The 22466-nt window shown below is 69.0% G+C and carries 15 protein-coding genes; 7 read left to right on the plus strand and 8 right to left on the minus strand.

What is annotated here, in order from left to right:
• Positions 1–245 precede the first annotated feature (245 nt).
• Together HQ308_RS04485 and HQ308_RS04490 are read right to left on the minus strand one after the other, a co-directional pair.
• Positions 246–1742 carry a molybdopterin-dependent oxidoreductase gene (locus HQ308_RS04485; protein ID WP_222645529.1) on the minus strand — a complete coding sequence of 499 codons (1497 nt, stop codon included), beginning with the start codon at positions 1740–1742 and terminating at the stop codon, positions 246–248.
• 13 nt (positions 1743–1755) lie between these two features.
• Positions 1756–3054 (minus strand): D-arabinono-1,4-lactone oxidase, encoded by a 1299-nt coding sequence (locus HQ308_RS04490; RefSeq protein WP_222645530.1) that lies wholly within the window; start codon positions 3052–3054, stop codon positions 1756–1758.
• A 53-nt stretch (positions 3055–3107) separates the two neighbouring features.
• Between HQ308_RS04490 and HQ308_RS04495 the strand changes: the two genes are divergently transcribed.
• Positions 3108–3743 carry a TetR/AcrR family transcriptional regulator gene (locus HQ308_RS04495; protein ID WP_222645531.1) on the plus strand — a complete coding sequence of 212 codons (636 nt, stop codon included), beginning with the start codon at positions 3108–3110 and terminating at the stop codon, positions 3741–3743.
• A complete protein-coding gene (locus HQ308_RS04500; RefSeq protein ID WP_222645532.1) occupies positions 3740–4876 on the plus strand; it encodes an amino acid deaminase/aldolase in 1137 nt (378 codons plus the stop codon). The genes HQ308_RS04495 and HQ308_RS04500 overlap by 4 nt, the downstream gene beginning before the upstream one ends.
• Positions 4877–4882: 6 nt before the next feature.
• Here HQ308_RS04500 and HQ308_RS04505 read toward each other — a convergent pair whose 3' ends face one another.
• Together HQ308_RS04505 and HQ308_RS04510 are read right to left on the minus strand one after the other, a co-directional pair.
• Positions 4883–8296 carry a bifunctional RecB family nuclease/DEAD/DEAH box helicase gene (locus tag HQ308_RS04505; protein ID WP_222645533.1) on the minus strand — a complete coding sequence of 1138 codons (3414 nt, stop codon included), beginning with the start codon at positions 8294–8296 and terminating at the stop codon, positions 4883–4885.
• A gap of 30 nt (positions 8297–8326) precedes the next feature.
• Positions 8327–9280 (minus strand): alpha/beta hydrolase family protein, encoded by a 954-nt coding sequence (locus HQ308_RS04510; protein ID WP_222645534.1) that lies wholly within the window; start codon positions 9278–9280, stop codon positions 8327–8329.
• An 89-nt stretch (positions 9281–9369) separates the two neighbouring features.
• Between HQ308_RS04510 and HQ308_RS04515 the strand changes: the two genes are divergently transcribed.
• On the plus strand, positions 9370–9981 hold the full coding sequence (locus tag HQ308_RS04515; RefSeq protein ID WP_222645535.1) for an alpha/beta hydrolase: 612 nt from the start codon (positions 9370–9372) through the stop codon (positions 9979–9981).
• Between the two features lie 2 nt (positions 9982–9983).
• On the opposite strand, the gene HQ308_RS04520 is transcribed toward HQ308_RS04515, so the two are convergent.
• Both HQ308_RS04520 and HQ308_RS04525 read right to left on the minus strand, forming a co-directional pair.
• Positions 9984–11558: a molybdopterin-dependent oxidoreductase gene (locus HQ308_RS04520; RefSeq protein WP_222645536.1), complete on the minus strand. Its 1575-nt coding sequence runs from the start codon at positions 11556–11558 to the stop codon at positions 9984–9986.
• 122 nt (positions 11559–11680) lie between these two features.
• Positions 11681–13471 carry a long-chain fatty acid--CoA ligase gene (locus HQ308_RS04525; protein WP_027504699.1) on the minus strand — a complete coding sequence of 597 codons (1791 nt, stop codon included), beginning with the start codon at positions 13469–13471 and terminating at the stop codon, positions 11681–11683.
• Positions 13472–13617: 146 nt separating this feature from the next.
• Here HQ308_RS04525 and HQ308_RS04530 point away from each other — a divergent pair, with 146 nt between their 5' ends.
• A complete protein-coding gene (locus HQ308_RS04530) occupies positions 13618–15312 on the plus strand; it encodes a DEAD/DEAH box helicase (protein WP_222645537.1) in 1695 nt (564 codons plus the stop codon).
• Between the two features lie 42 nt (positions 15313–15354).
• Here HQ308_RS04530 and HQ308_RS04535 read toward each other — a convergent pair whose 3' ends face one another.
• Complete coding sequence (locus HQ308_RS04535; RefSeq protein WP_222645944.1) at positions 15355–16641, minus strand: MFS transporter; 1287 nt, start codon at positions 16639–16641, stop codon at positions 15355–15357.
• 404 nt (positions 16642–17045) lie between these two features.
• Between HQ308_RS04535 and HQ308_RS22860 the strand changes: the two genes are divergently transcribed.
• Positions 17046–19364, plus strand: coding sequence for a bifunctional diguanylate cyclase/phosphodiesterase (locus HQ308_RS22860; protein ID WP_222645538.1), 2319 nt, complete (start codon positions 17046–17048; stop codon positions 19362–19364).
• Positions 19365–19368: 4 nt separating this feature from the next.
• On the opposite strand, the gene HQ308_RS04545 is transcribed toward HQ308_RS22860, so the two are convergent.
• Positions 19369–19980: a histidine phosphatase family protein gene (locus tag HQ308_RS04545; protein ID WP_056441939.1), complete on the minus strand. Its 612-nt coding sequence runs from the start codon at positions 19978–19980 to the stop codon at positions 19369–19371.
• A gap of 98 nt (positions 19981–20078) precedes the next feature.
• On the opposite strand from HQ308_RS04545, the gene HQ308_RS04550 reads away from it, so the two are divergent.
• Together HQ308_RS04550 and HQ308_RS04555 are read left to right on the plus strand one after the other, a co-directional pair.
• Positions 20079–21254 (plus strand): acyl-CoA dehydrogenase family protein, encoded by a 1176-nt coding sequence (locus tag HQ308_RS04550; protein WP_027504702.1) that lies wholly within the window; start codon positions 20079–20081, stop codon positions 21252–21254.
• A gap of 11 nt (positions 21255–21265) precedes the next feature.
• Positions 21266–22426 (plus strand): acyl-CoA dehydrogenase family protein, encoded by a 1161-nt coding sequence (locus HQ308_RS04555; RefSeq protein ID WP_027504703.1) that lies wholly within the window; start codon positions 21266–21268, stop codon positions 22424–22426.
• Positions 22427–22466: the final 40 nt, after the last annotated feature.

Genomic DNA, 22466 nt, shown 5'->3' on the forward strand with positions numbered 1-22466 from the left:
CGCACCCGATTCGGGTGCGTCCGCTCTCTCGTGCGTGGGGTGCACGGGTTCCGTGATGTGCACACCCCTTCTATCCGGCGGACGAGGGTGTGCGGCGCGGGAACCTGTGCGCGCCGGCGCTCATCGGCCGTTGCAGGGGGTGTGTACACCGGCAGTGGTGACTGCACACACCTTTCAGTCAGCTACACGGGGTGTGCGGACACCGAGAGGGGTGTGCGCTCCGGCCCAGACGCTGGACCAGCGACCTACTGCACCGTCACGGGCATGCTCGCGTACCCGCTCGCACCGTCGGGAACGGTGTCGACGCGCACGTCCGTCTGCACCTCACCGGTGCCGTCGGTGGCCCGAGCCTCGATGCGGTGCTGGCCGGAGGTGGCCGTCCAGGCGTACGACCATTGGCGCCAGGTGTCGCGCGAGTACTCGTCGGAGAGGGTGGTCTCGGTCCAGGGGCCGTCGTCGACGCGGACCTCGACACGGGAGATGCCTCGATGCTGGGCCCACGCGACGCCGGCGATCATCACCGTGCCCGCCTGGACGTCCTTGCTGCCGACGGGGGTGTCGATACGGCAGGCCGTCTTGATCGGTCCGCGCTCGGACCATCCGCGGTCGGTCCAGTACGCGCGAGCCTGGCTGAACTTGGTCACCTCGAGGTCGGTGACCCACTTGGTCGCCGAGACGTAGCCGTACAGGCCGGGGACGACGAGGCGCGCCGGGTAGCCGTGCTCGATCGGCAGCGGCTCCCCGTTCATGGCGACGGCGAGCATGGCGTCGCGCCCGTCCATGAGGACGTCCAGCGGGGTGCCGGCCGTGAAGTCGTCGTGCGACGAGGACAGCACCATGTCGGCCGATGCCTGCGGACGTGCTTCCGCCAGAATGTCTTTCAGGGCGTAGCCGGTCCAGGTGGCGTTGCCGACGAGGTCGCCGCCGATGGGGTTGGACACGCAGGTGAGCGTCACCATCCGTTCGATGGACACACGCTGTTCGAGATCGGCCAGCGTCAGCATCATCTCGTTGTCCACCATGCCGTGGATGCGCAGACTCCAGTCCTGCGAGTTCACCCGCGGCACCACGAGAGCGGTGTCGATCCGGTAGAACTCGGCGTTCGACGTGACGTACGGGGACAGGCCGGGCAGCCGGAGATCCGCGGCGGCGGGCACGGGCGGCGCCGGGCTGTCGGGCACCGGGACGGTGAAGGCGTTGCGGTCCTGCGTGACCGCCCGCGTGGAGGCGCCGAGCACCCGTCCCGCGGCGCCGGTCGCGACGGCCGCGGCGGCGCTGATCCCGGCGAGCATCACGAAGCGTCGACGGGAGAACCCCTCCGACGCGTCCGGGTCCGCGCGCTCGACGAGCGACCGTAAGACGAGGATGCCGACCGCGACGCCGACGACGGTGGGGAGGGCTGCGATCGATCCACTGCCGGAGCGCGAGATCGCCGCCAGGACCCCGAGTACGCCGAGAACCACGAACAGTGCCGATCCGATGGGTCGCCGAGCACGTTCGAGGATGCCTGCTCCGGCGGCGAGGAGGGCGATGACGACACCCATACCGATGAAGAGGGCGAGCTTGTCGGAGGTGCCGAACGTGTCGATGGCCCACTCGCGGACGCCTGCGGGGGTGTTGTCCACCGCGGCCGACCCCACAGCGACGATCGGTGACGAGTCCGGGCCGACCACGGCGGAAAGGAGTTCACCGACACCGAGCACGAGGGCGGCCGAGAGGATTCCGGACAGGGCCCTGCGCATCACGTTCACTGTGTCACTCTAGTCGCGCGAGCACCGTGTCCGAATAGTCGTTTCCGAAGGTGCCGTGGGGATCCACTCGCTCGCGTTCGGCCACGACGTCGTCGAAGCGCGGGTACAGCGAACGAAGTGTGCCCGCGGTGAGGGAGTGCAGCTTGCCCCAGTGCGGTCGTCCACCGACATCACGAGCGATCGCCTCCACCGCGTCGAAGTACCCACCCACCGGCCGCCGGTGGTACTGGTGGACGGCGACGTAGGCGGTGTCACGGCCGTGCGCGGTGGACAACCAGACGTCGTCGGCGGCGGCGCAGCGGACCTCGACCGGGAAGGTCACGCGGTAACCGGTCCGCGCGATCCAGGCCTCGATCGCGCGGATCACGCTCGGCACGGACTCGGGCGGCACCGCGTACTCCATCTCGCGGAAGCGGACCCGACGGGAGGACGCGAACACGGACGAGCTGCGATCGGTGAACGTGCGACCCGACCAGGCCGCCGCCGACACCGTGTTCACCCTCGGGATGATGGACGGGATTCGCGTCGTCACGCGATTGATCACCTCGAAGGCGTTGTTGGACAACAGTTCGTCGTCGATCCACGACGACACGCGGCCCACGGGAGACAGTGGCGTGTCGGCGGGCAGTCGCGTGTTGCGCTTGGTCAGCACCCGATCCGTGTGCGGGAACCAGTAGAACTCCGGATGGTCGACGTCGCGCATGTCGTCGGGGAAACGCTCGAGTGCCTCGCCGAGGCGACCCGGGGTCTCCTCGGCGTGCAGCGCGAAGGCCGGAACGCACCGCATCGTCACGGCGGTCAGGATCCCGAACGCCCCGAGGCCGAGTCGCGCGCACTCGAACAGCGGCCCGTCCGACACCGTGACCTCCGTGCCGTCGGCGAGCACCAGTCGCGCCCCGACCACGTGGGCGGACAGCCCGGCGAACCGCGCCCCGGTGCCGTGCGTGCCGGTCGAGATCGCACCCGCGAGTGTCTGCACGTCGATGTCGCCCATGTTGGTCAGCGCCAGCCCGCGGGCGTGCAGGAGATCGTTCAGGGTGTGCAGCCGCGTTCCGGCGCGCACGGTGACGTCGGTGGTGCCGTCCGGTCCCGCGGCCACACCCTCGATGCCCGTCAGATGGTCGAGCGCTACCAGGACGCCGTCCGTCAGCGCGGCGCCGGTGAATGAATGGCCTGCTCCGACCGCGTGGACCCGGCCCTGCGCGCGCACGACGACGTCCCGGATCTCGTCGGCGCTGTGCGGTCTCACGATCGACGCGGGCCGTGCGCGCTGGTTTCCCGCCCAGTTCGTCCATTCGGTCATGGATGGATACAAGTACTGGACAACCGTCCAGGTCAACCCCCTAGACTTCGACCATGACCGTGCGCCTCCCCGCCGATCTCCGGCGTTCGCAGCTGATCGAGGCCGGGCTCACCGTGGCAGCGGAGGCCGGGATCGCCGCCGTCACCGTGCGCGCCGTCGCCGAACACGCGGAGGTCTCGCTCGGCGTCGTCCACTACTGCTTCGAGAACAAGGAAGCGCTCGTCACGGCCATGGGCGAGGCGTTGGTCCAGGAGCTCGGCGCCGCCGTCGGCACGGCCCTGCACGCTGCCGCCGCCGACGGTCGGCGGGACTGCGCCGGCCCCCGTGCGCTGCGCGAGATACTGCACCGCGGCGTGGCCGCACTCTGGTCGGTCATCGAGACCACGGCCGACCGGCAGCTGCTCACCTACGAGATCACCGCCTACTCGGTGCGCTCCGCGGGAGCCGGACCCGGCATCGGCACGTTGCAGTACCGCGTCATGGACACCGAGACGGAGAGCTTCCTCGAGGCGGCGGCCGAGGCATCACGGATGCGGTGGACCGAACCGATGGCGTCGTTGACGCGTTCCGCACTGGCGACCATCGACGGGGTGGTTCTCCGGTGGCTCGTCGACCAGGACACTCTCGCCGTCATCGCGGAACTCGACGACCTGGCCGCGCGCATCGCGGCGAAGGCGGTGCCGTCGTGACCGTGCTCGATCGGCTCGGTGCCGCGACGGCAGAGCTCGACCCGCCGCTGCTCGCGATCGACGAGGAGTCGCTCGCGGTCAACCTCGCGGACCTGGTGCGACGGGCCGGCGGTACGCCCATCCGTCTCGCGTCGAAATCCGTCCGTATCCGCGGTGTCCTCGAGCGTGCGCTGGTCGTGCGGGGGTTCGCGGGCGTCATGGCCTACTCGCTGCGAGAGGCCTTGTGGCTGAGCGAGGTACCGGACATCCTCGTCGGCTATCCGACCGTGGATCGACAGGCGCTCGCCACCCTGGCCGCGGACGCCGACGCGTGCCGCCGCATCACTCTCATGATCGACTCGCGAGCACACCTCGACGTGATCGACGCCGCCGGTCCGTGGGCAGCTCCGGTGCGGGTGTGTGTCGACGTCGACGCGTCGCTCCGGATCGGACCCGCACACATCGGCGTTCGTCGGTCGCCGCTACGTCGTCCGGCCGAGGTGGCCGCGCTGGCGCGGGAGGCGGTCCGGCGCGGCGCGTCCGTCGTCGGCGTCATGTTCTACGAGGCGCAGATCGCGGGGCTGCCCGATTCCGGACGAGCAGTGCGGTGGATGAAGCGGAAGTCGGCGTCCGAGTTGGCCTTCCGGCGACGCGCCGTGGTCGATGCCGTGCAGGACGAGGTGGGCGTACTCGAGATCGTGAACAGTGGCGGCACCGGGTCGATCGAGGTGTCGGCTGCGGATCCGGCGGTGACCGAGGTGACGGCGGGATCCGGCTTGTTCGCGCCGACGCTGTTCGATCGCTACGACGCGTTCACTGCACGACCGGCGCTGTTCTTCGCGCTCCCCGTCGTCCGCACGCCGACGCGGACCATCGCGACAGCGTTCTCGGGTGGGTACATCGCCTCGGGACCGACGGGGGCCTCTCGCGTGCCGTCACTGATCGGACGCGGGGCGTTGATCCGCACCGAGGGGGCCGGGGAGGTCCAGACGCCGGTGGCGGGATCCGGTGCGGCGGTGGGGGATCGGCTGTGGTTCCGGCACGCCAAGGCCGGTGAGGTGTGCGAGCGCTTCACCGAGGCGCACCTCGTGTCCGCGGACGGTTCCCGCACGACACTGCCCACCTACCGCGGTGAGGGTCGGGCCTTCGGCTGACCGGTTTCACTCGTCGGGGCTCACCCGCATGAAGGCGCCGACCAACGACAGCTCCGCCGGTGTCGAGGGCAGATAGTGCGTCAGCGCGGGTGAGCGGACGACGTACGCGGCCCACTGCCCCCGCGACAAGGCGACGTTGATGCGGTTGCGCGACAACAGGAACTGCATGCCGCGCGGCACGTCCTCGGGGGCCGACGCGGCCATGGACACGATCACCACGGCGGCCTCCCGACCCTGGAACTTGTCGACGGTGCCGCACGAGGCCTCGTGCAGTCCGGCATCGTCGAGCGCCGCGCGCACGGTGGCGACCTGGGCGTTGTAGGCCGCCACCACGAGCAGGTCCGAGGCGCCCAGCGGCCGTGTCTCCCCGTCACACGTCCAGGCCGATCCCACCAGTGACCGTGCCAGTCGGACGATCTCGACCGCTTCCTCTCGCGAGGACGTCGCGTTGCCCTCGTGGTCGACGAGAACTGTGTGCACTCCCGGGTCGACGCCGTCCAGGTGCCGTCCCAGCACTGTGTCGTGCGAGCGGAGCCGTCCGTCGTAGGACAGGTCGGACACCACGGAACACAGCTCGGGGTGCATGCGGCGAGTGGTGGCCAGGAAGTACCCGAGGTCGGCCGGGAGCGTGTCGGAGCCGTCCGCGAGCCAGCCCAGAGCAGAGGTGTCCACCGGTTCGGGGTGGCTGCCCTGGCTCACCTGCGGCAGCTGCTGCGGATCGCCGAGCAGCAGGAGGTTGCGTGCCACCCGCGCCACCGCAATGGTGTTGGCGAGCGAGAACTGGCCCGCCTCGTCGACGACCAGCAGGTCCAGCTCCTGCTCTGCGAACTCCTTGCGGTTGGTGAACGGCCAGGCCGTCGCACCCACGACGCATCCGCCGGTGTGTGTGGCCAGGTACCCGGAGTACGAGTCCACGCCGAGCCACGAGTGCGTGCTGTCGGACGACCCCTTCTTGGCGACGCTCTCGGGATCGAGCCCGGCGGCGACGACACCGTCGAGAAGGTTCTCGATCACCGAGTGCGACTGGCCGACCACCCCGATGCGCCAGCCGTGATCGCGTGCGAGTGCGGCGATCACTCGCGATCCGGTGTAGGTCTTCCCCGTTCCCGGCGGCCCTTGGACCGCGATGTAGGAATCGTCGAGATCGAGGAGCGACGCCGTGATGGCCGCAGCGACCTGCTCGTCGACGACCTCGGCGAGCGGTGCGCCGGACCGGGTCCGGGGAGGATCACGACGCAGGAGGTCGACCACGGCCGAGGCGCGGACTTCGGGAAGGCGATCCGCTGCCTCCGCCGCGGTGGCGGCGATGGCCTCCCGCAGCGTGGTCGTGTTGACGAAGGCATCGGGCGTCGTGGCGACCGGTGCGACATCGTGGGGTTCGGCGCCCTTGGACAGCGACTCCTCGAGCGTGAGGTGGGCGCCGTCCTCGGACACCTCGACGATCGTTCCGGGCATCGTCCAGCGATACTGCGGGTTCGCGCGTCTGTCGGGCGCGATCCAGTCCGGAGCAGGCGGCGCGTAGAGCACGGTCACCTTCGACCCCACGCGCCCACTGCCGGGCCCGAACTCACCGCGCACCACGCTCGTGCGCCGCTGGACCCGCTTGCCGGGCGGTGTCGCCCACTCGGTCATGGACTCCACCTCCTCGACCATGAACACGTCGCGGGTGTCGGCCCACTCGTCCATCGGCGAGGCCAGTCGGTCGAAGTGCGCCCACCAGTAGGGCTTCTCCTCGCGCTGGTGGTAGCCGACAGCGGCCGCGAGCAGGGCGATCGCCTGCTGGTCGGTCGTGCGTGAGACCGATTCACCGGCGAACTCCCACAGGGCGTCTCGCACCGCGTCCCGGTCCTCGTCGACCGGTTCGGCCGCGTCGAGCGGACCGCGGGGCACCACACCCGCGCGTTCGGCGTGACCGAGCAACCAGTCGCGCAGTTCCAGTGTGGAGCGGCAGTCGTACTCGTTGTAGTCGGCGATCTCGGCGAGGACGCCGGCCGCCTCGTCGAGGTCGCCACGGTCGCGCAGATCGCACCACCGCGCGTACTCGGTGATGGAAGCGACGGCGTCTGCCACGTCGCCGCGGTGATCGGTCATGTACAGCGGTTCGAGCTTCTTGATGCTGTAGCTCGGTGCGCCGATGCGCAGGGCGGACCGCACGACGGGATACAGGTCGACGAGGATCTGCTGCCGGAGAAGGTCGTCGACCTCGTTCTCGTACACCCCGTACCGCGAGGCCAGACGCAGCAGAGCCGACTTCTCGTATGCCGCATAGTGATACACGTGCATGCCGGGGAACGCCTCGCGGCGTGCGCGCACGTACTCGACGAAGGCGACGAAGGCGGCCCTCTCCTCGTGCCGGTCGTGGGCCCAGAACGGCCGGAACGCGCCGTCGGACTCCATGACGCCGAAGAGGTACTCGAGTCCCCAGTCGGAGGAGCCGCGTTCGGCGTACAGCGGGTCGCCCTCGAAGTCGAAGAAGATGTCGCCCTCGTCCGGAGCGGGCAGTGCACCGAGAGCACTCGGGGTGTGCACGTCGACCACCGGTGACCCCGACTGCTCCTGCTGAACCTGGGCGAGGGCCTGCGCGCGCAGGGTGCCGAGGGACCGCTCCGAGAGGTCCGCGACGGAACCGGTGTGTGCGGCCAACTCGTCGATTGTCGTGATCCCCGCGGCGTGCAACGTGGACCGCTGGGAGACGCGCATCCCGGCGACCAGCAACAGGTCACGCTGTGCCTCGACCTCGGGGGTGCAGTGCTCGCACCGGAAGCAGGCGCGAATGTCGAGGTCGGCCCAGGATGCCGGGAGCAGTTGCGTCAGGTGGCCGGACAGCAGGGCCACCATCTCGCGCCGTGCGCGGCGGTAGACGGGGAGGACGTCCGGCAGGTGCACGAGATGGTCGGTGCCGTCACCGAGGACGAGGTGGCCCGTGGCGGACGTGGGAACTCCGACAGCCTCGAGCGCGTCGGCGTACGCCGCGATCTGCAGGACCGACGGGACGCGCTCGGTGCGCGACAGCTTGGTGTCGTGCACCGCATAGGTGTCGGTCGACGGGTCGTGGATCAGGAAGTCGCTGAAGCCGAGGAACTCGCCGTCGAAGAACGTGCCCTGGTAGATGACGGGGACGCGCTGCTGCGCCGCGGCGAGGGTGGCCTGTGCGGCGGCGGCCAGCTCGGACGGGATGCTCTCGTCCGGCCGTTCGATGGTCACGACGCCGCCCGGATGCTCGCGCTCGAGTCTCAGCAGCTCGCGGGCCTCGTGCTGACTGCCGAGGCGCGCGAGCCGGGCGAACATCGCGTCGTCGACCTGCTCGGTCTCGATGCGGCCGAGGTTCGCGTCGAGCGTGCGCAGGAGTGCGTACTCGCACCGGGACGCCAGCGCGAGGTCCCCTGCGCTGTGGACGAGGGTGTCTCCGGTGACGAACATGCCGCCACCCTAACGAGACCGGCCGACAGGTCAGCGGGTCGCGAGGGCCGGTGCGATCGTCGTGCCCCACGCTTCCTTCAGCTGATCCTCGAACAGTGCCCAGCTGTGCGAGCCCTCGCCGCGCATCGAGATGGTCGCAGGCACGCCCGCCCTCCGCACCGCGTCGGCGAAGATGCCGGTGCACGTGTTCACCATGGCTTCGACGGCTGCTCCACCGAACGGGGGAATGCTGCCGGGCGGGATGCGGTCGACGGGGCCGGGAACACCGCTCGCGGATCCTGCGTAGACAGCCGTTCCGCGGAGGCGGTCGGCGTGGAGGGACGGGTCGTGCTGCGCCCATGCGGGAGCGCCGGGAGGGCCCCACATGTTGAAGGGGTTGTTCAGGGCGCCGCCGATCATGATCGAGATCGCGGCCTGGGCGAGCGGGTTCGACGAGGCGGGGCACCCGCTGATGGACGCCGCGGCACGGTAGAGGCCGGGCGCCTGCACGGCGAGATCGAGTGCCGGACCGCCGCTCATCGACACCCCTGCCACCGCGTTGCGGCGCGTACTGCCGAAGTGCTGGTCCATGACGCCGGGCAGTTCCTGCGTCAGATAGGTCTGCCATTTGTTGGATCCGAGGATCGGATCGTCGGCGAGCCAATCCGTGTAGAAACTCAGACGCCCACCGATGGGGAGCACGACGGTGACGTTCTTGTCGGCGAAGAATCCCGGGGCGCCGGAGTTGTTGATCCAGCCGACTCCGTCCTCGTTGCCCAGGGCGCCGTTGAGAAGGTAGAGCGTGGGGAGCGACCCGCCGCGAGCCGGGCGGAGCACGTCGTTCGGCACGACGCGGTTCATGGCGGGGGAGTAGACGTCGACGACCGAGTGTGTCGGCGAGAGCTGCCGCACCCCGACCACTCGGGCAGGCTCCGCAGCGGTGGCGGCGGGCGCCCCGAGAAGAGCCGCGACGACGGCGACGACGATGACGAAAACCAACCTCATGGTCCGATGCTCGCACGGCGGAGGGAACCGTGGGGTTCGGTTCTGTGTCGAACCGGTGACTATTGAGTCACATCAGCCACAATGGCCACATGCCGTTCTTCGAAGGACCCCGAGGTCGCGCCCACTACCGCCAGTGGGGACCCACCGAGGACCCTGCCGCGACCCTCGTGTTCCTGCACGGGCGGGGACAGCACACCGGCCAGTACCACCGGTTCGGCGCTGCCCTGGCAGCACACGGCATCGCCACCTGGGGCCTCGACCACATCGGCCACGGCTTGTCCGAAGGAGAGGCGGCCGACGACGCCGCCTACCTCGACGCGCTGGCGGAGAACGCACGACATCTCCTCGACGTCGTGGTCGAGGCCGGCCACCGACCTGCGGTGATGGGCCACTCGCTGGGGTCCGCGACCGCGGTGCGGATGCTCGCGACCGGCGGGAGCGCGCCCGCCGTCGTGCTGGTGGCGATGCCGCCGCGCGCGATCTCCCGCGAGGATCTGACGGCAGCGACCCGGTCGCCCACCCTGGCACTGCACGGTGTGGACGACCGCATGGTGCCGATCGACGGCGTCCGAGACCTCGTGCGCGGCATCCCGACGATCACCCTGCGCGAGTACGCCGACGCCGGACACGACCTGCTGCACGAGAAGATCCACCGCACCGTGACCGACGCGGCCGCGGACCACGTCCTCGCGAACGCCTGACGTCAGCTGACGATGATGGTGCGGGTGTGCCACCCGGTCGAACCACCGGGGATCGGCGGGGTGCGCTCCTCGACCTGCGTGTTCCCGTCCTGATCCGTCGCGCGGACCTGGATGTTGTGGTTGCCCGCAGTGGCGTCCCAGTCCCAGAACCATTGGCGCCAGGTGTCGATCGTGTACTGCTCGGCGAGCGTCGCCTCCTGCCACGGTCCGTTGTCGACACGGACCTCGACGCGCTCGATGCCACGCTGCTGCGCCCAGGCGGTACCTGCGACACGGACGGGACCGGGTGCGACGGGGGCGAAGGCGGCCGGCACGTCGATGCGTGACGCCGTCTTGATCGGTGCCTTGTCGCCCCAGCCGCGGTCGGTCCAGTAGGCCGTCGCCTCGTCGAAGCGCGTGAGTTCCCAGTCGACGACCCACTTGGTGGCGGAGACGAATCCGTACAGACCGGGCACGACCTGACGCACCGGGTAGCCGTGCTCGACGGGCAGCGGCTCGCCGTTCATCGACACCGCGAGCATCGCGTCGCGGCCGTCGGTGAGGGCCTCGACCGGCGAACCGATGGTCATGCCGTCGATGCTCGTGGACAGCAGCATGTCCGCGTCGGCCTGCACACCCACCTCGTCGAGGATGTCCTTGATGGGGAACCCGATCCAGGTCGCGTTGCCGGCGAGCGGTCCGCCGACCTCGTTGGACACGCACGTCAGCGTCACGACGCGCTCGATCGGAGTGCGAGCCATGAGGTCGTCCCAGCTCAGCGTCATCTCGCGGTCGACCTTGCCGTGGATCTTGAGCTGCCACTCGGCGGTGGTCAGCTGCGGGACCTGCAGAGCGGTGTCGATGCGGTAGAAGGTGTTGTTCGGCGTGACGAAGGTGGTCGCGCCCTCGACGCCGATGTCGGTACCGGCCGGAATGGCGGCGGCTTTCTCGCCGGCCGCGACCGTGGGGAGGCGGAAGTTCTTGATGTCCTCGGCGACACCGGCCACACGATCGCCGAGGTACCGGCCGACCGTGCCGGCTGCGACGGCCACCGCGGCGGCAGCGCCGAACAGGACGAGGAACTTACGACGCGGCATGAACCCGTCGACCGTGCCCGCCGGCACCTCGAGCGCTCGCGTGAGGGCTTGCAGGACCGCGATGCCCAGGACGACACCCACCACGGTGGGGATGACGTCACCGAGTGAGGACGTCGGCCGCTGCAGCACCGCGTAGACGCCGACGGCACCGAGCACCAGCAGGACCACCGATCCGATGGGACGGGACGGGCGCTCGAGCAGGCCGGCGATGGCGGCGATGATCGCGATGCCGATGGACATGCCGACGAACAGGGCGGCCTTGTCGTTGGTGCCGAAGGTGTCGATCGCGAACTCGCGGGCGAACGCGGGCGTGCGGTCCACGGTGGTGGAGCCGACGGCGAAGAACGGTGACGACGCCGAGCTGAAGAGGAGCGAGAGGATCTCGCCCACGCCGAGCACGACGCCGGCGGCGACCACTCCGCTGAGCATGCGTGCGAAGGGGTGGACGCGCGTACGCGCGGAGTCACCCGAGGTCTGGCGTTCGGTGGTCGTCGTGGTCATGACTGCTATTCGTCACGATGGCAGTGTCGGCTTGCTCCGGTGGGCGTGTTGACGAGCCACAACGAGCGAGGCGCGCCCGTGAGGAGTTCTCACGGGCACGCCTCGGGTGGGTCGGACGAGTGTCAGCCGCCGTAGATGTCGGCCACCTCGGTGGCGTGCGACTCCAGGATGACGTTGCGCTTGAGCTTCATGGTCGGCGTCAGTTCTCCCGACTCGATCGTGAAGTCACCGGGCAGGATCGTGTACTTCTTGATCTGCTCGGCCTTGGAGACCTTCGAGTTGGCCGTGTCGACGGCCTTGTCGATCTCGGCGATCAGGTCGGCGTTGGTCGTCAGATCACTCGCGGACGTGCTCTTGTCGAGACCGTGACGCTCGAGCCAGCCGGGCAGAGCCTCGGGATCCAGCGTGATGAGCGCCCCGATGAACGGCTTGGCGTCGCCCACGACGAGGCATTGGCTGACCAGCGGGTGCGACCGGATGGAGTCCTCGAGGCCGGCGGGCGCGACGTTCTTGCCACCTGCCGTCACGATGATCTCCTTCTTGCGACCGGTGATCGAGAGGAAGCCCTCGTCGTCGAGCGAGCCGAGGTCACCGGTGTGGAACCAGCCGTCGCGGATCGATTCCTCGGTGGCCTTCTCGTTGTGCCAGTACCCCGAGAATACGACGGGACCCTTCACCAGGATCTCGCCGTCCTCCGCGATCTTCACGGCGTGTCCCGCGAGCGGGCGGCCGACGGAACCGATGCGCTGCTTGTCGGTGGTGTTGACCGTGACGGCGGCGCTGGTCTCGGTGAGTCCGTAGCCTTCACGCACCGGAACGCCGATGCCGCGGAAGAAGTGGCCCAGTCGAGCGCCGAGGGGGCCGCCGCCGGACAGCGCACTGGTGCACCGTCCACCGAGCGCGGCGCGGAGCTTCGAGTAGACCAGCTTGTCGAACAGGGTGTGCTTCGCCTTGAGCACCAGGCCGGCGCCGCCCTTGTCCTGCGCGATGCTCCACTCGATCGCGACGTCCGCGGCCTGATCGAAGATCTTGCCCTTGCCGCCGTCGTGCGCCTTCTGCTTGGCCGAGTTGTAGACCTTCTCGAACACGCGGGGGACCGAGAGGATGAAGTCGGGCTGGAACTCGGCGAACTGCTCGACGAGCGTCGTGGTGTCGGACGTGTGCGCCACCGTGACCTTGGCCTCGAAGGCGCCGAACGACACCGCGCGAGCGAACACGTGCGCCATCGGGAGGAACAGCAGGGTGCGCTTGCCCTCGGTCATCTGGTCGTGCAGCGCCACCTGGGTGGCCGTCGTCTCGGCGTAGAAGTTCGAGTGCGTGAGCTGGACACCCTTCGGGCGGCCGGTGGTCCCCGAGGTGTAGATGAGCGTGGCGGCCGACGACGCGGACACCTGCTGACGACGGGCGTGCAGATCGTCGTCGGACACGGAGGCGCCGCGGGTGGTGAGCTCGTCGATCGCACCGCCGTCGAAGCTCAGCGTCTCGCGAAGATCCGCGGCGCTGTCGGTGACGTCCTTCATGCGGGTGAGGTGTTCGGAGGTCTCGACCACGAAGAGCTTGGTCGCGGAGTCCTCGAGGATCCACTGCGCCTGATCGGCTGCGGACGTCTCGTAGATGGACACGGTGCAGCCACCGGCGGTCCAGATCGCGTAGTCGAGCACGACCCACTCGTAGCGGGTGCCGGCCATGATGGCGACGCGGTCACCGAACTCGATGCCGGAGGCCATGAGGCCCTTGGCCACGCCCGCGACCTCGTCGGCGAACGTGCGCGCCGTGACGTCCTTCCACGAGCCGCCGACTCGCCGTTGGAACGCCACCCACTCCGGGGTCTCGCTCGCGTAGCGGAACACGGTGTCGGCCATCGAGACGTCGTCCGGGATCGTGTAGGACGCGGGTACCGAGTATTCGTGCACGGTGTCTGTACCTTCCAGTAGCAGCAGGTTTGTTGTGTATTGGATCACATGAAGCGATGCTGCGGTGATCGTAGTGCCGTATCCGCTTTGTCCTGTTCGAACAGTTGTCGTTCTGCAGGTGGTCGCTGGACTAGACTCTGGTGCACATGAGCACTTCCGAGTCGGAAACGGTGTCCACCGACACCCCCTCGTTCGTCGATCTCGGTATCGACGAGCGTGTGCTGAAGGCCCTCGCGGACGTCGGGTACGAGACGCCGTCGCCCATTCAGGCAGCCACCATCCCGCCGTTGATGGCCGGGAACGACGTCGTCGGCCTCGCGCAGACAGGCACCGGCAAGACCGCCGCGTTCGCCGTGCCGATCCTCTCGCGCCTCGACGTCGCCAACCGGGTGCCGCAGGCGCTGGTCCTCGCGCCCACCCGCGAGCTGGCCATCCAGGTGGCCGAGGCGTTCGGCAAGTACGCCACCCACATCGAGGGCCTGCACATCCTGCCCATCTACGGCGGGCAGGCGTACGGCATCCAGCTCTCCGGTCTGCGGCGCGGCGCCCACATCGTCGTCGGCACGCCCGGTCGCGTCATCGACCACCTCGAGAAGGGCACGCTGGACCTGTCACACCTCGAGTACCTCGTGCTCGACGAGGCCGACGAGATGCTGAAGATGGGATTCCAGGAGGACGTCGAGCGCATCCTCGCGGACACCCCCGAGTACAAGCAGGTGGCGCTGTTCTCGGCCACCATGCCGTCGGCGATCCGCAAGATCTCGCAGCAGTACCTGCACGATCCGGTCGAGATCACGGTGAAGACGAAGACGTCCACCGCCCCCAACATCACGCAGCGGTACGTGCAGGTGGCGCATCAGCGCAAGCTCGACGCCTTGACGCGGATCTTCGAGGTCGAGGACTTCGAGGCGATGATCATCTTCGTCCGCACCAAGCAGGCCACGGAGGAGCTCGCCGAGAAGTTGCGGGCGCGGGGCTACTCGGCCGCCGCCATCAACGGTGACATCGTTCAGGCGCAGCGCGAGCGGACCATCGGTCAGCTCAAGAACGGTGCGCTCGACGTGCTCGTCGCCACCGATGTCGCGGCCCGCGGTCTCGACGTCGAGCGGATCTCGCACGTCGTCAACTACGACATCCCGCACGACACCGAGTCGTACGTGCACCGCATCGGGCGGACCGGTCGCGCCGGGCGCGCGGGCGAGGCGCTGCTGTTCGTCGCGCCGCGGGAGCGTCATCTGCTCAAGGCCATCGAGAAGGCGACGCGGCAGCCGATCACCGAGATGCAGCTGCCGAGCGTCGACGACGTCAACGCGCAGCGCGTGGCCAAGTTCGCCGACTCCATCACCCAGTCGCTGTCCTCGACGTCGCTCGGGCTGTTCCGTCGACTCATCGAGGACTACGAGCGCGAGCACGACGTGCCGCTCGCGGACATCGCCGCGGCGCTGGCGACGCAGTCGCGGGACGGCGACGCGTTCCTCATGTCGCCCGAGCCGCCGCCCCTGCCGAGGGAGAAGCGCGAGCGCCCCGAGCGCAAGTTCGACGATCGGGACGCACCGCCGTTGCGCAAGTCTCGCAAGGGCGATCAGGATCTGGCGGTGTACCGGATCAGCGTCGGCAAGCGGCACAAGGTGGCGCCCGGTGCCATCGTCGGTGCCATCGCCAACGAGGGCGGGCTGCGGCGCAGCGACTTCGGGCACATCAGCATCCGGCCGGATCACAGCCTGGTCGAGCTCCCGGCGGATCTCGCGGACGAGACGTTGGAAGCGTTGCGCCGCACCAGGATCAGCGGCGTGCTCATCCAGCTGCAGCGCGACGGCGGACCGCCCCGCGGCAAGCACTGATACCAGCGCACCCCCGCGAGATTCTCACGGGGGTGCGGTGCGTCAGCTCTTCTGCAACGCGGAGGGATGCGCGTCGGTGTCGACGCCGGGGACTCCGCGGCCGCGGATCGACGCGCCCGCCGTCTCGGCGACGAAGAGCAGTGCGATCAGTCCGACGACGCAGGCGCCCATCATGTAGAACGCCGGGACGAGATCGTTACCGGTCCGTTCGACGAGCCACTCGTTGGCCGCCGGCGCCGTGCCACCGAACAACGAGGTCGACACGTTGTAGGCGATGGCGAAGCCGGCGAACCGGACGTGCGTCGGGAACATGGCCGGGAACGTCGCCGAGATGGTCGAGAGCTGCAGGACGTAGAGCAGGCCCAGCACGGTGAACGCGACGATGGCCCAGCCGACGTTGACCGTCATCAGCATGTACATCGGGATCGCGAAGATCAGCAGTCCGACCATCGAGACGAGCCACAGTGGCTTGCGCCCCACCTTGTCCGACAGTGCTCCGGCGAACGGAATGACGAGCATCATGGCGAACTGCCCGATGACGACGAGGAACAGCGACGACGTGCTCGACAGGCCGATCCGGCTCTCCAGATAGGTCGGCATGTAGCTCAGCAGGGTGTAGTTGCAGACGTTGAGCGCGACGACGAGGCCCATCAGCGTGAGGATCGGTCGCCAGTAGGTGGCGATCAGTTCGCGGAACTGGGTGGACGTCTTGTGCTCCACCGCGTCCTCGTTCTCGAGTTCACGGAACACCGGGGTGTCCTCGAGCTTGGACCGCATGTAGAGCCCGATGAGCGCCAGCGGCCCGGCGACGAAGAACGGCAGGCGCCAGCCCCACGTGTCCATGAACGCGTCGGTGGAGAGCAGGTCGACGGCCAGCACCACGAGGGCGCCGAGGGAGAAGCCGCCGAGTGTGCCGAACTCGAGGAAGCTGCCGTAGAAGCCGCGTTTGCGGTCGGGGGAGTACTCGGCCATGAAGGTGGCTGCGCCGCCGTACTCACCGCCGGTGGAGAAGCCCTGGATCATGCGCAGGATCACCAGCAGAACCGGTGCCCAGAAGCCGATCGAGGCGTAACTCGGGATGACACCGATGAGGAAGGTCGCGGTGCCCATCAGGATGATGGTCAGTGCGAGGACGTGCTTGCGGCCGAGACGGTCCCCCAGTGGTCCCCAGACGAGGCCGCCGAGCGGCCGCACGAGGAAGGACACCGCGAAGATGCCCAGCGTCAGCAGGGTGGCGGACTCGAGGTCGTCCGGGAAGAACGCGCGGGAGATGTACGTGGCCGTGTAGGCGTACACGCCGTAGTCGAACCACTCGGTCGCGTTGCCCATCGCCGAGGCGCCGATCGCGCGCCGGAGAACCCCGGGCGGAGCGTCCTTCAGCGCCGGTGTCGGGTTGTCGACAGAACCTGATTCGGAAGTACTCACTCACCCAGACCTACCGAAGTAGTGGCCGAACCTCAGCATCGAGAGGGGCGATCGGTCTCTTCGTTATCGAGTCGTTACGGCGCCCGGGCCGCCGTGACAGTGGCCGTTCGGCACCGAAAACCACCTCTCACCTGGCCCTCGCACGGACCGTCGTCGTCGGTGTTGCGGCGCGGGAGCGGCGGCATCCGATCTCGGGCACTGCTGGCAGCGTCGGCGCCGTCCGCGCAGGCATGACCGCTGCCTCGGCGCTGCTCGTCTTTCCACTGCTCAGCTAGGTTGTGGACGGATAGATTGTGGTGGGACAGGTCGTGGTTCGGGGGACACGCTCACGCGCGGTGGTCGAGGAGGACGAGTCGATGGTGTCGACGCCCGTTCCCCCACGAGTGACCGCTGCGGCGCTGGACCGATCGCGCCTCGGTGGGCCCGTCCGGTCGCCGGGGCGCTACCTGGCGGCGTCGTTCACGGTGGCCGCCGTGGTACTGGCCGTCTACCTGATCGTGCCCGCATCGATCCGGACCGGCGTCTTCGCGGTGGGCGCCATCGGCTGCATGGTCGTGGTCCTGGTCGGCCTGCGGCGCAACAGCCCGACCGACACGTACGCCTGGCGGTGCATGCTCGGCGCGGCGACGTCCTTCCTGGTGGGCCTCTCCGCGCGGAGCGTGCGCGCGGACCTGCCGTCGGCGATCCGGCTGCTGCCGGAGGTGCTGGTGTTGCTCGGCTACCTGCTGCTCGTTTTGGGCATCGTGGGCTGGTCGCGGCGAGGGGGAAACTCGCGGCCCACCCCGACCATCATCGACGCGGTCCTGGTCACGCTGGGCATGACGTTCGTGTCCTGGGTGCTGCTGGTGGCTCCGGTCCTCTCGACCACGCGGGACGTGCCGTCCGTGGTACTCAACGGGCTGTTCCCCGCGATCGACGCCGGCCTGTTCACGATGGCGTTCTTCCTGCTGTTGTCGAAGAGCCGCTTCAACGTGTCCCTGGTTCTCCTCGTCGCCGCACTGCTCGTCACCATCGTCGGCGATCTCGGCTACGCGATCGCGACGGCCCGCTCGGTCGCCCCGCCCGCGGTCGTCCTCGACGCGATGTATCTGCTCGCGTTCGTCCTGCTGGCCGCCGCGTCGCTGCACCCGTCGATGGCGTGGGTGGGCCGCGCGGGAGGTGTGACGGCCGCGCTCACCCGGCAGCGGATGACGGTGTCCGTCGCGCTCGTCGCCACCTGCGCCGCGCTGCCGCTCGTCGGCGACGCGGTGGGGACCGCGGACGTGGTGGTCCGCTCGACCTTTCTGGCCGTGATCCTGGTGGGAATGTTCGTCCGTGGTGAGCGGGCGCTGAGCCGGGTGCAGCGCAGCGAGGACAAGGCCCGCCACGACGCCACCCACGATTCGCTCACCGGTCTCCCCGATCGGTCCATGCTCGAGTCGATCCTGGAACGCGCTGCGCGGAGGCCGTCCTCGTCGGCGTCGGCCACCACCGTGCTGTTCGCGGACCTCGACAACTTCAAGGTCGTCAACGACTCGTACGGCCACCGCGCGGGCGACGAGCTAATCCAGGCGGCGGCGCAGCGCATCCGGCGCGTGGTCTCCGCCGACGAGGACGTGGTGCGGTACGCCGGCGACGAGTTCGTGGTGGTGGCGCACTGTGACCGGGCCCGTGCCGAGGAACTCGCGGAACTGCTCCTGGCCGCGTTCGCGGAACCGTTCGAGTTGAGTGTGGCGTCGCTGTACGTGAGCGTCAGCATCGGCATCGCGACGTCCTGCGGTCCCGCCGGGCTCGCGGACGATCTGGTCCGCGAGGCCGACACGGCGATGTACGACGCCAAGTTCCGCGGGCCGGCGGCCTACGCGTTCTTCGACGAGTCCCTGCGCACCGCGGCGACCCGGTCGGTCGAGCTGGGCAGCGCGCTGCGCGGCGCGGTCGCGCGCGGGGAGATGGCGGTGCACTACCAACCCATCGTGTCGCTGCGGACCCACGACGTGCTGGTCTACGAGGCCCTGGTGCGGTGGAAGCATCGCGGCCGCTGGGTCGGGCCGGACGAGTTCATCCCGGTCGCCGAGGCCACCAACATGATCTCCGAGATCGGGACCTGGGTACTCGACACGGCTCTGGGCGATCTGGTGCGACTGCGGGCGGCGGGAGCGCCGCGCATGTCGATGTCGGTGAACCTCTCCGTGCTGCAGCTGCGTGACGAGCGGCTCCCGGACGTCGTCGCGGACCTGCTGGCGTCGCACGGTCTGGACGGGTCGGTGCTCGGGCTCGAGGTGACCGAGAGTGCCCTCATCGCCGATCCGGTGGTGGCCAATCGGGTCCTCGCGCGTCTCGCCGAGCAGGACATCGTGCTGGTGCTCGACGACTTCGGGATGGGGTACTCCTCGCTCGGTCGCCTACGAGATCTGCCCATCACCGTCATCAAGATCGACAAGTCGTTCATCGACCGCGTCCCGGTCGACGACGCGTCGGTGTCCATCGTGACGGCCATCGAGGCCATGGCCACCGCGCTGACCATGCGCACCGTCGCCGAGGGCGTGGAGACGACGGAGCAGGAGCGCATCGTCACCGAACTCGGCTGCACGTACGCGCAGGGGTACCTCTACGGCCGCCCCGCGCCCGTGGAGACGTTCCTCTCCTGACGCGTCAGCGGAGCCGTCGGCCGTGGCGGACCGGGATCGAGTTGACGGTGCGGACCGACCAGCCGTCGTCGTCGCGGACGACGACGCTCACGCCGGCGTTCGCGATGCGCGGCGCAGGGTGGCCGGTGATGGACCTCAGCACGGCCCGGATGATGCCGCCGTGTGCCACGGCGACGAGGGACCTGCCGGGGTTCTCGTCGGCCAGCAGGTCGAGTCGACGACGCCCCCGCTCGGCGAGCGCCTCGTGCGACTCGGCGCCCGGGTAGTCACCGTCGGGCCAGTACGCCCACGCCTCGTAGCCGGTCATGCCCTCGGCACGTCCGAAGCGACGTTCCATCAGGTCCTCGTGGTCGGCCGAGCGGGTGAGCCCGATGACGTGGCCGATGATGTCGGCGGTCTCCGACGCCCGCGAGAGCGGCGAGCTGACGAGGGTGTCCCACGAGTCGTCGGCCAGCGCGGCGGCCGCGGTCCGGGCCTGGCTGCGCCCGATGTCGTTGAGCGGGATGTCGGAGGAGCCCTGCAGACGCCCCTCGACGTTCCAGTCGGTCTCGCCGTGGCGCACGAGGGCCACTCGGACAGAGGTGCTCCGCGCCCGGGAGTCGAGGTGATCGGTCATGGTCGGGCCCAGAATATCGGTCGACGGCACCCCTGTCCGAGCCTGGTTACCGGAGAGTACGGTGCTAGAGATCAGCGAATGACGTCGAAAGGTCACAGATGAACCTGGCACTCACCGATGAGGAAGCTGCGTTCCGCGACGAGATGCGAACTTTCTTCCGTACCGAGATCCCTGCCGATATCCGCGAGCGCAACGCGGCAGGCGAGGAACTCGAGCGCGAGGACATGATCACGACGCTGCAGATCCTGAACAAGCACGGCATGGCGAGCCCGCACTGGCCCGTCGAATGGGGTGGCAAGGACTGGACCCCGATGCAGCACCACATCTGGTTGGACGAGCTGCAGCTCGCGTCGGTGCCCGAGCCCCTGGCCTTCAACATCTCGATGGTGGGGCCCGTCATCGCGACCTTCGGCAGCGAGGAGCAGAAGCAGAAGTTCCTCCCGCCCACGCAGAACCTCGACATCTGGTGGTGCCAGGGCTTCTCCGAGCCCGAGGCGGGATCGGACCTCGCGTCGCTGCGCACGGTCGCTCTGCGCGACGGTGACGAGTACGTCATCAACGGTCAGAAGACGTGGACCACGCTCGGCCAGTACGCCGATTGGATCTTCGTGCTGGCGCGCACCAACCCGGACGCGCCGAAGAAGCAGGCCGGTATCTCGTTCATCCTGGTGGACCTGAAGACCCCCGGCATCACCGTGCGCCCGATCAAGCTGATCGACGGCGGCCACGAGGTCAACGAGGTCTGGTTCGAGGACGTCCGCGTCCCCGTCGAGAACCTCGTCGGCGAGGAGAACGCCGGCTGGACCTACGCCAAGTTCCTGCTGAGCAACGAGCGCACCGGCATCACGCGACTCGGCTTCACCAAGACCAAGCTGGCGCAGGCCAAGGCGCTCGCGGCCGAGACCACGGTCGGGACCGGCACGCTGCTCGACGATCCGGTCTTCGCCGCTCGGTTTGCCGAGCTCGAGAACCAGGTGCTCGCACTCGAGCTCACCCAGCTGCGCATCGTCTCCAGCTACGTCTCCGGCAAGGAGAACCCGGCGTCGTCGGTGCTCAAGCTCCGGGGCAGCGAGCTGCAGCAGCTGGCCACCGAGATCCTCACCGACGTGGCGGGACCGGACTCGCTCCCGTTCGCGGCCGGAGAGGACTCGCCGACACCGGTCTGGGCGCAGCGTGCGACCCCGACCTACCTGAACTTCCGCAAGACATCCATCTACGGCGGCTCGAACGAGGTGCAGCGCACCATCATCGCGTCCGGCATTCTCGGTCTCTAGGAGCGCACGACATGCAGTTCGAACTGGACGAAGAACAGAAGCTGCTGCGCGACACGGTGCGTGACGTGCTCGCCCGCAGTTACGACAACGAGAAGCGCAAGGCAGCGGTGGAGAGCGAGCGCGGCTGGACCGAATCGGTCTGGAAGCAGTTCGCCGAGCTGGGCCTGCTCGGCCTCAGTTTCGCCGAGGACGACGGCGGCATGGACGCCGGACCGGTCGAGACCTTCGCGGTCATGACCGAGATCGGTCGCCGCCTCGCACCCGAGCCGCTGCTGGACTGCGTGCTGATTCCGGGTGGTCTCATCACCGAGGTCGGATCGACCGATCAGCGTCAGCGCATCCTGCCGGGCGTCGCGGAGGGGCAGACCCTTCTCGCATTCGCGCATTCCGAGCCGGGCACCCGCTGGCCGGCGGCCGAGGTGTCGACGTCGGCCACCGAGGACCTGCGTGAAGGCCGGAGGCCGGCCGGATCGGGTGGCTCGTGGGCACTCTCGGGTGTGAAGAACCCTGTGCTGCACGGTGACTGCGCCGATCACTTCGTGATCAGCGCGGCGCTGCCCGGCGGCGGCGTGGGCCTGTTCCTGGTCGCGGCCGATGCCGAGGGACTCACGCGCAAGACCTACCGCACCCACGACGGACTGCGCGGCGCGTCGCTCGAGCTGTCGGACGTCGCGGGCGAACCGCTCGGTGACGGCGGCGACGCCAGTGCCGCCATCGTGGCGTCCAACGTCCGTGCGCAGGCGGCTCTCGCTGCCGAGGCGCTCGGTGCGATGGAGGAGTCGCTGCGACTCACCACGGAGTACCTGAAGCAGCGCAAGCAGTTCGGTGTGCCGCTCGCCAAGTTCCAGGCACTGACGTTCCGCGCTGCGGACATGTACGTGCAGCTCGAACTGGCACGCAGCATGGCGCTCTACGCGACGATGTCGCTGGCCGACGGATCTCCGGATCCCACGGTCGCGTCGCGGGCGAAGCTGCAGATCGGACGCTCCGCCCGGCAGATCGGCCAGGAGTCGATCCAGCTGCACGGCGGAATCGGGGTGACGGACGAATACCCTGTCGGACATTACTTCTCGCGTCTCACGGCCATCGAGCACACCCTCGGCGGGGTCGACGATCACCTCCGGGTGATCACGTCGTCGCTGAAGGATCACGAGATGCTCGGCGTCTCCTAGCACCGCCTCGACGAAGGCCGGTCGCCCGCGTGGTGACCGG

Origin of the sequence: Rhodococcus sp. BP-241, from assembly GCF_019836145.1 — a bacterium.
Lineage (GTDB): Bacteria > Actinomycetota > Actinomycetes > Mycobacteriales > Mycobacteriaceae > Rhodococcoides.

Bases quoted from the DNA above. Each gene is read 5' to 3' on its own strand.
- HQ308_RS04515 (WP_222645535.1), top strand. From the start codon at position 9,370: ATGCCGTTCTTCGAAGGACCCCGAGGTCGCGCCCACTACCGCCAGTGG.
- HQ308_RS04555 (WP_027504703.1), top strand. From the start codon at position 21,266: ATGCAGTTCGAACTGGACGAAGAACAGAAGCTGCTGCGCGACACGGTG.
- HQ308_RS04545 (WP_056441939.1), bottom strand. From the start codon at position 19,980: ATGACCGATCACCTCGACTCCCGGGCGCGGAGCACCTCTGTCCGAGTG.
- HQ308_RS04520 (WP_222645536.1), bottom strand. From the start codon at position 11,558: ATGACCACGACGACCACCGAACGCCAGACCTCGGGTGACTCCGCGCGT.
- HQ308_RS04485 (WP_222645529.1), bottom strand. From the start codon at position 1,742: ATGCGCAGGGCCCTGTCCGGAATCCTCTCGGCCGCCCTCGTGCTCGGT.
- HQ308_RS04505 (WP_222645533.1), bottom strand. From the start codon at position 8,296: ATGTTCGTCACCGGAGACACCCTCGTCCACAGCGCAGGGGACCTCGCG.
- HQ308_RS04530 (WP_222645537.1), top strand. From the start codon at position 13,618: ATGAGCACTTCCGAGTCGGAAACGGTGTCCACCGACACCCCCTCGTTC.
- HQ308_RS04490 (WP_222645530.1), bottom strand. From the start codon at position 3,054: ATGACCGAATGGACGAACTGGGCGGGAAACCAGCGCGCACGGCCCGCG.
- HQ308_RS04535 (WP_222645944.1), bottom strand. From the start codon at position 16,641: ATGGGCAACGCGACCGAGTGGTTCGACTACGGCGTGTACGCCTACACG.
- HQ308_RS04550 (WP_027504702.1), top strand. From the start codon at position 20,079: ATGAACCTGGCACTCACCGATGAGGAAGCTGCGTTCCGCGACGAGATG.
- HQ308_RS04510 (WP_222645534.1), bottom strand. From the start codon at position 9,280: ATGAGGTTGGTTTTCGTCATCGTCGTCGCCGTCGTCGCGGCTCTTCTC.
- HQ308_RS04495 (WP_222645531.1), top strand. From the start codon at position 3,108: ATGACCGTGCGCCTCCCCGCCGATCTCCGGCGTTCGCAGCTGATCGAG.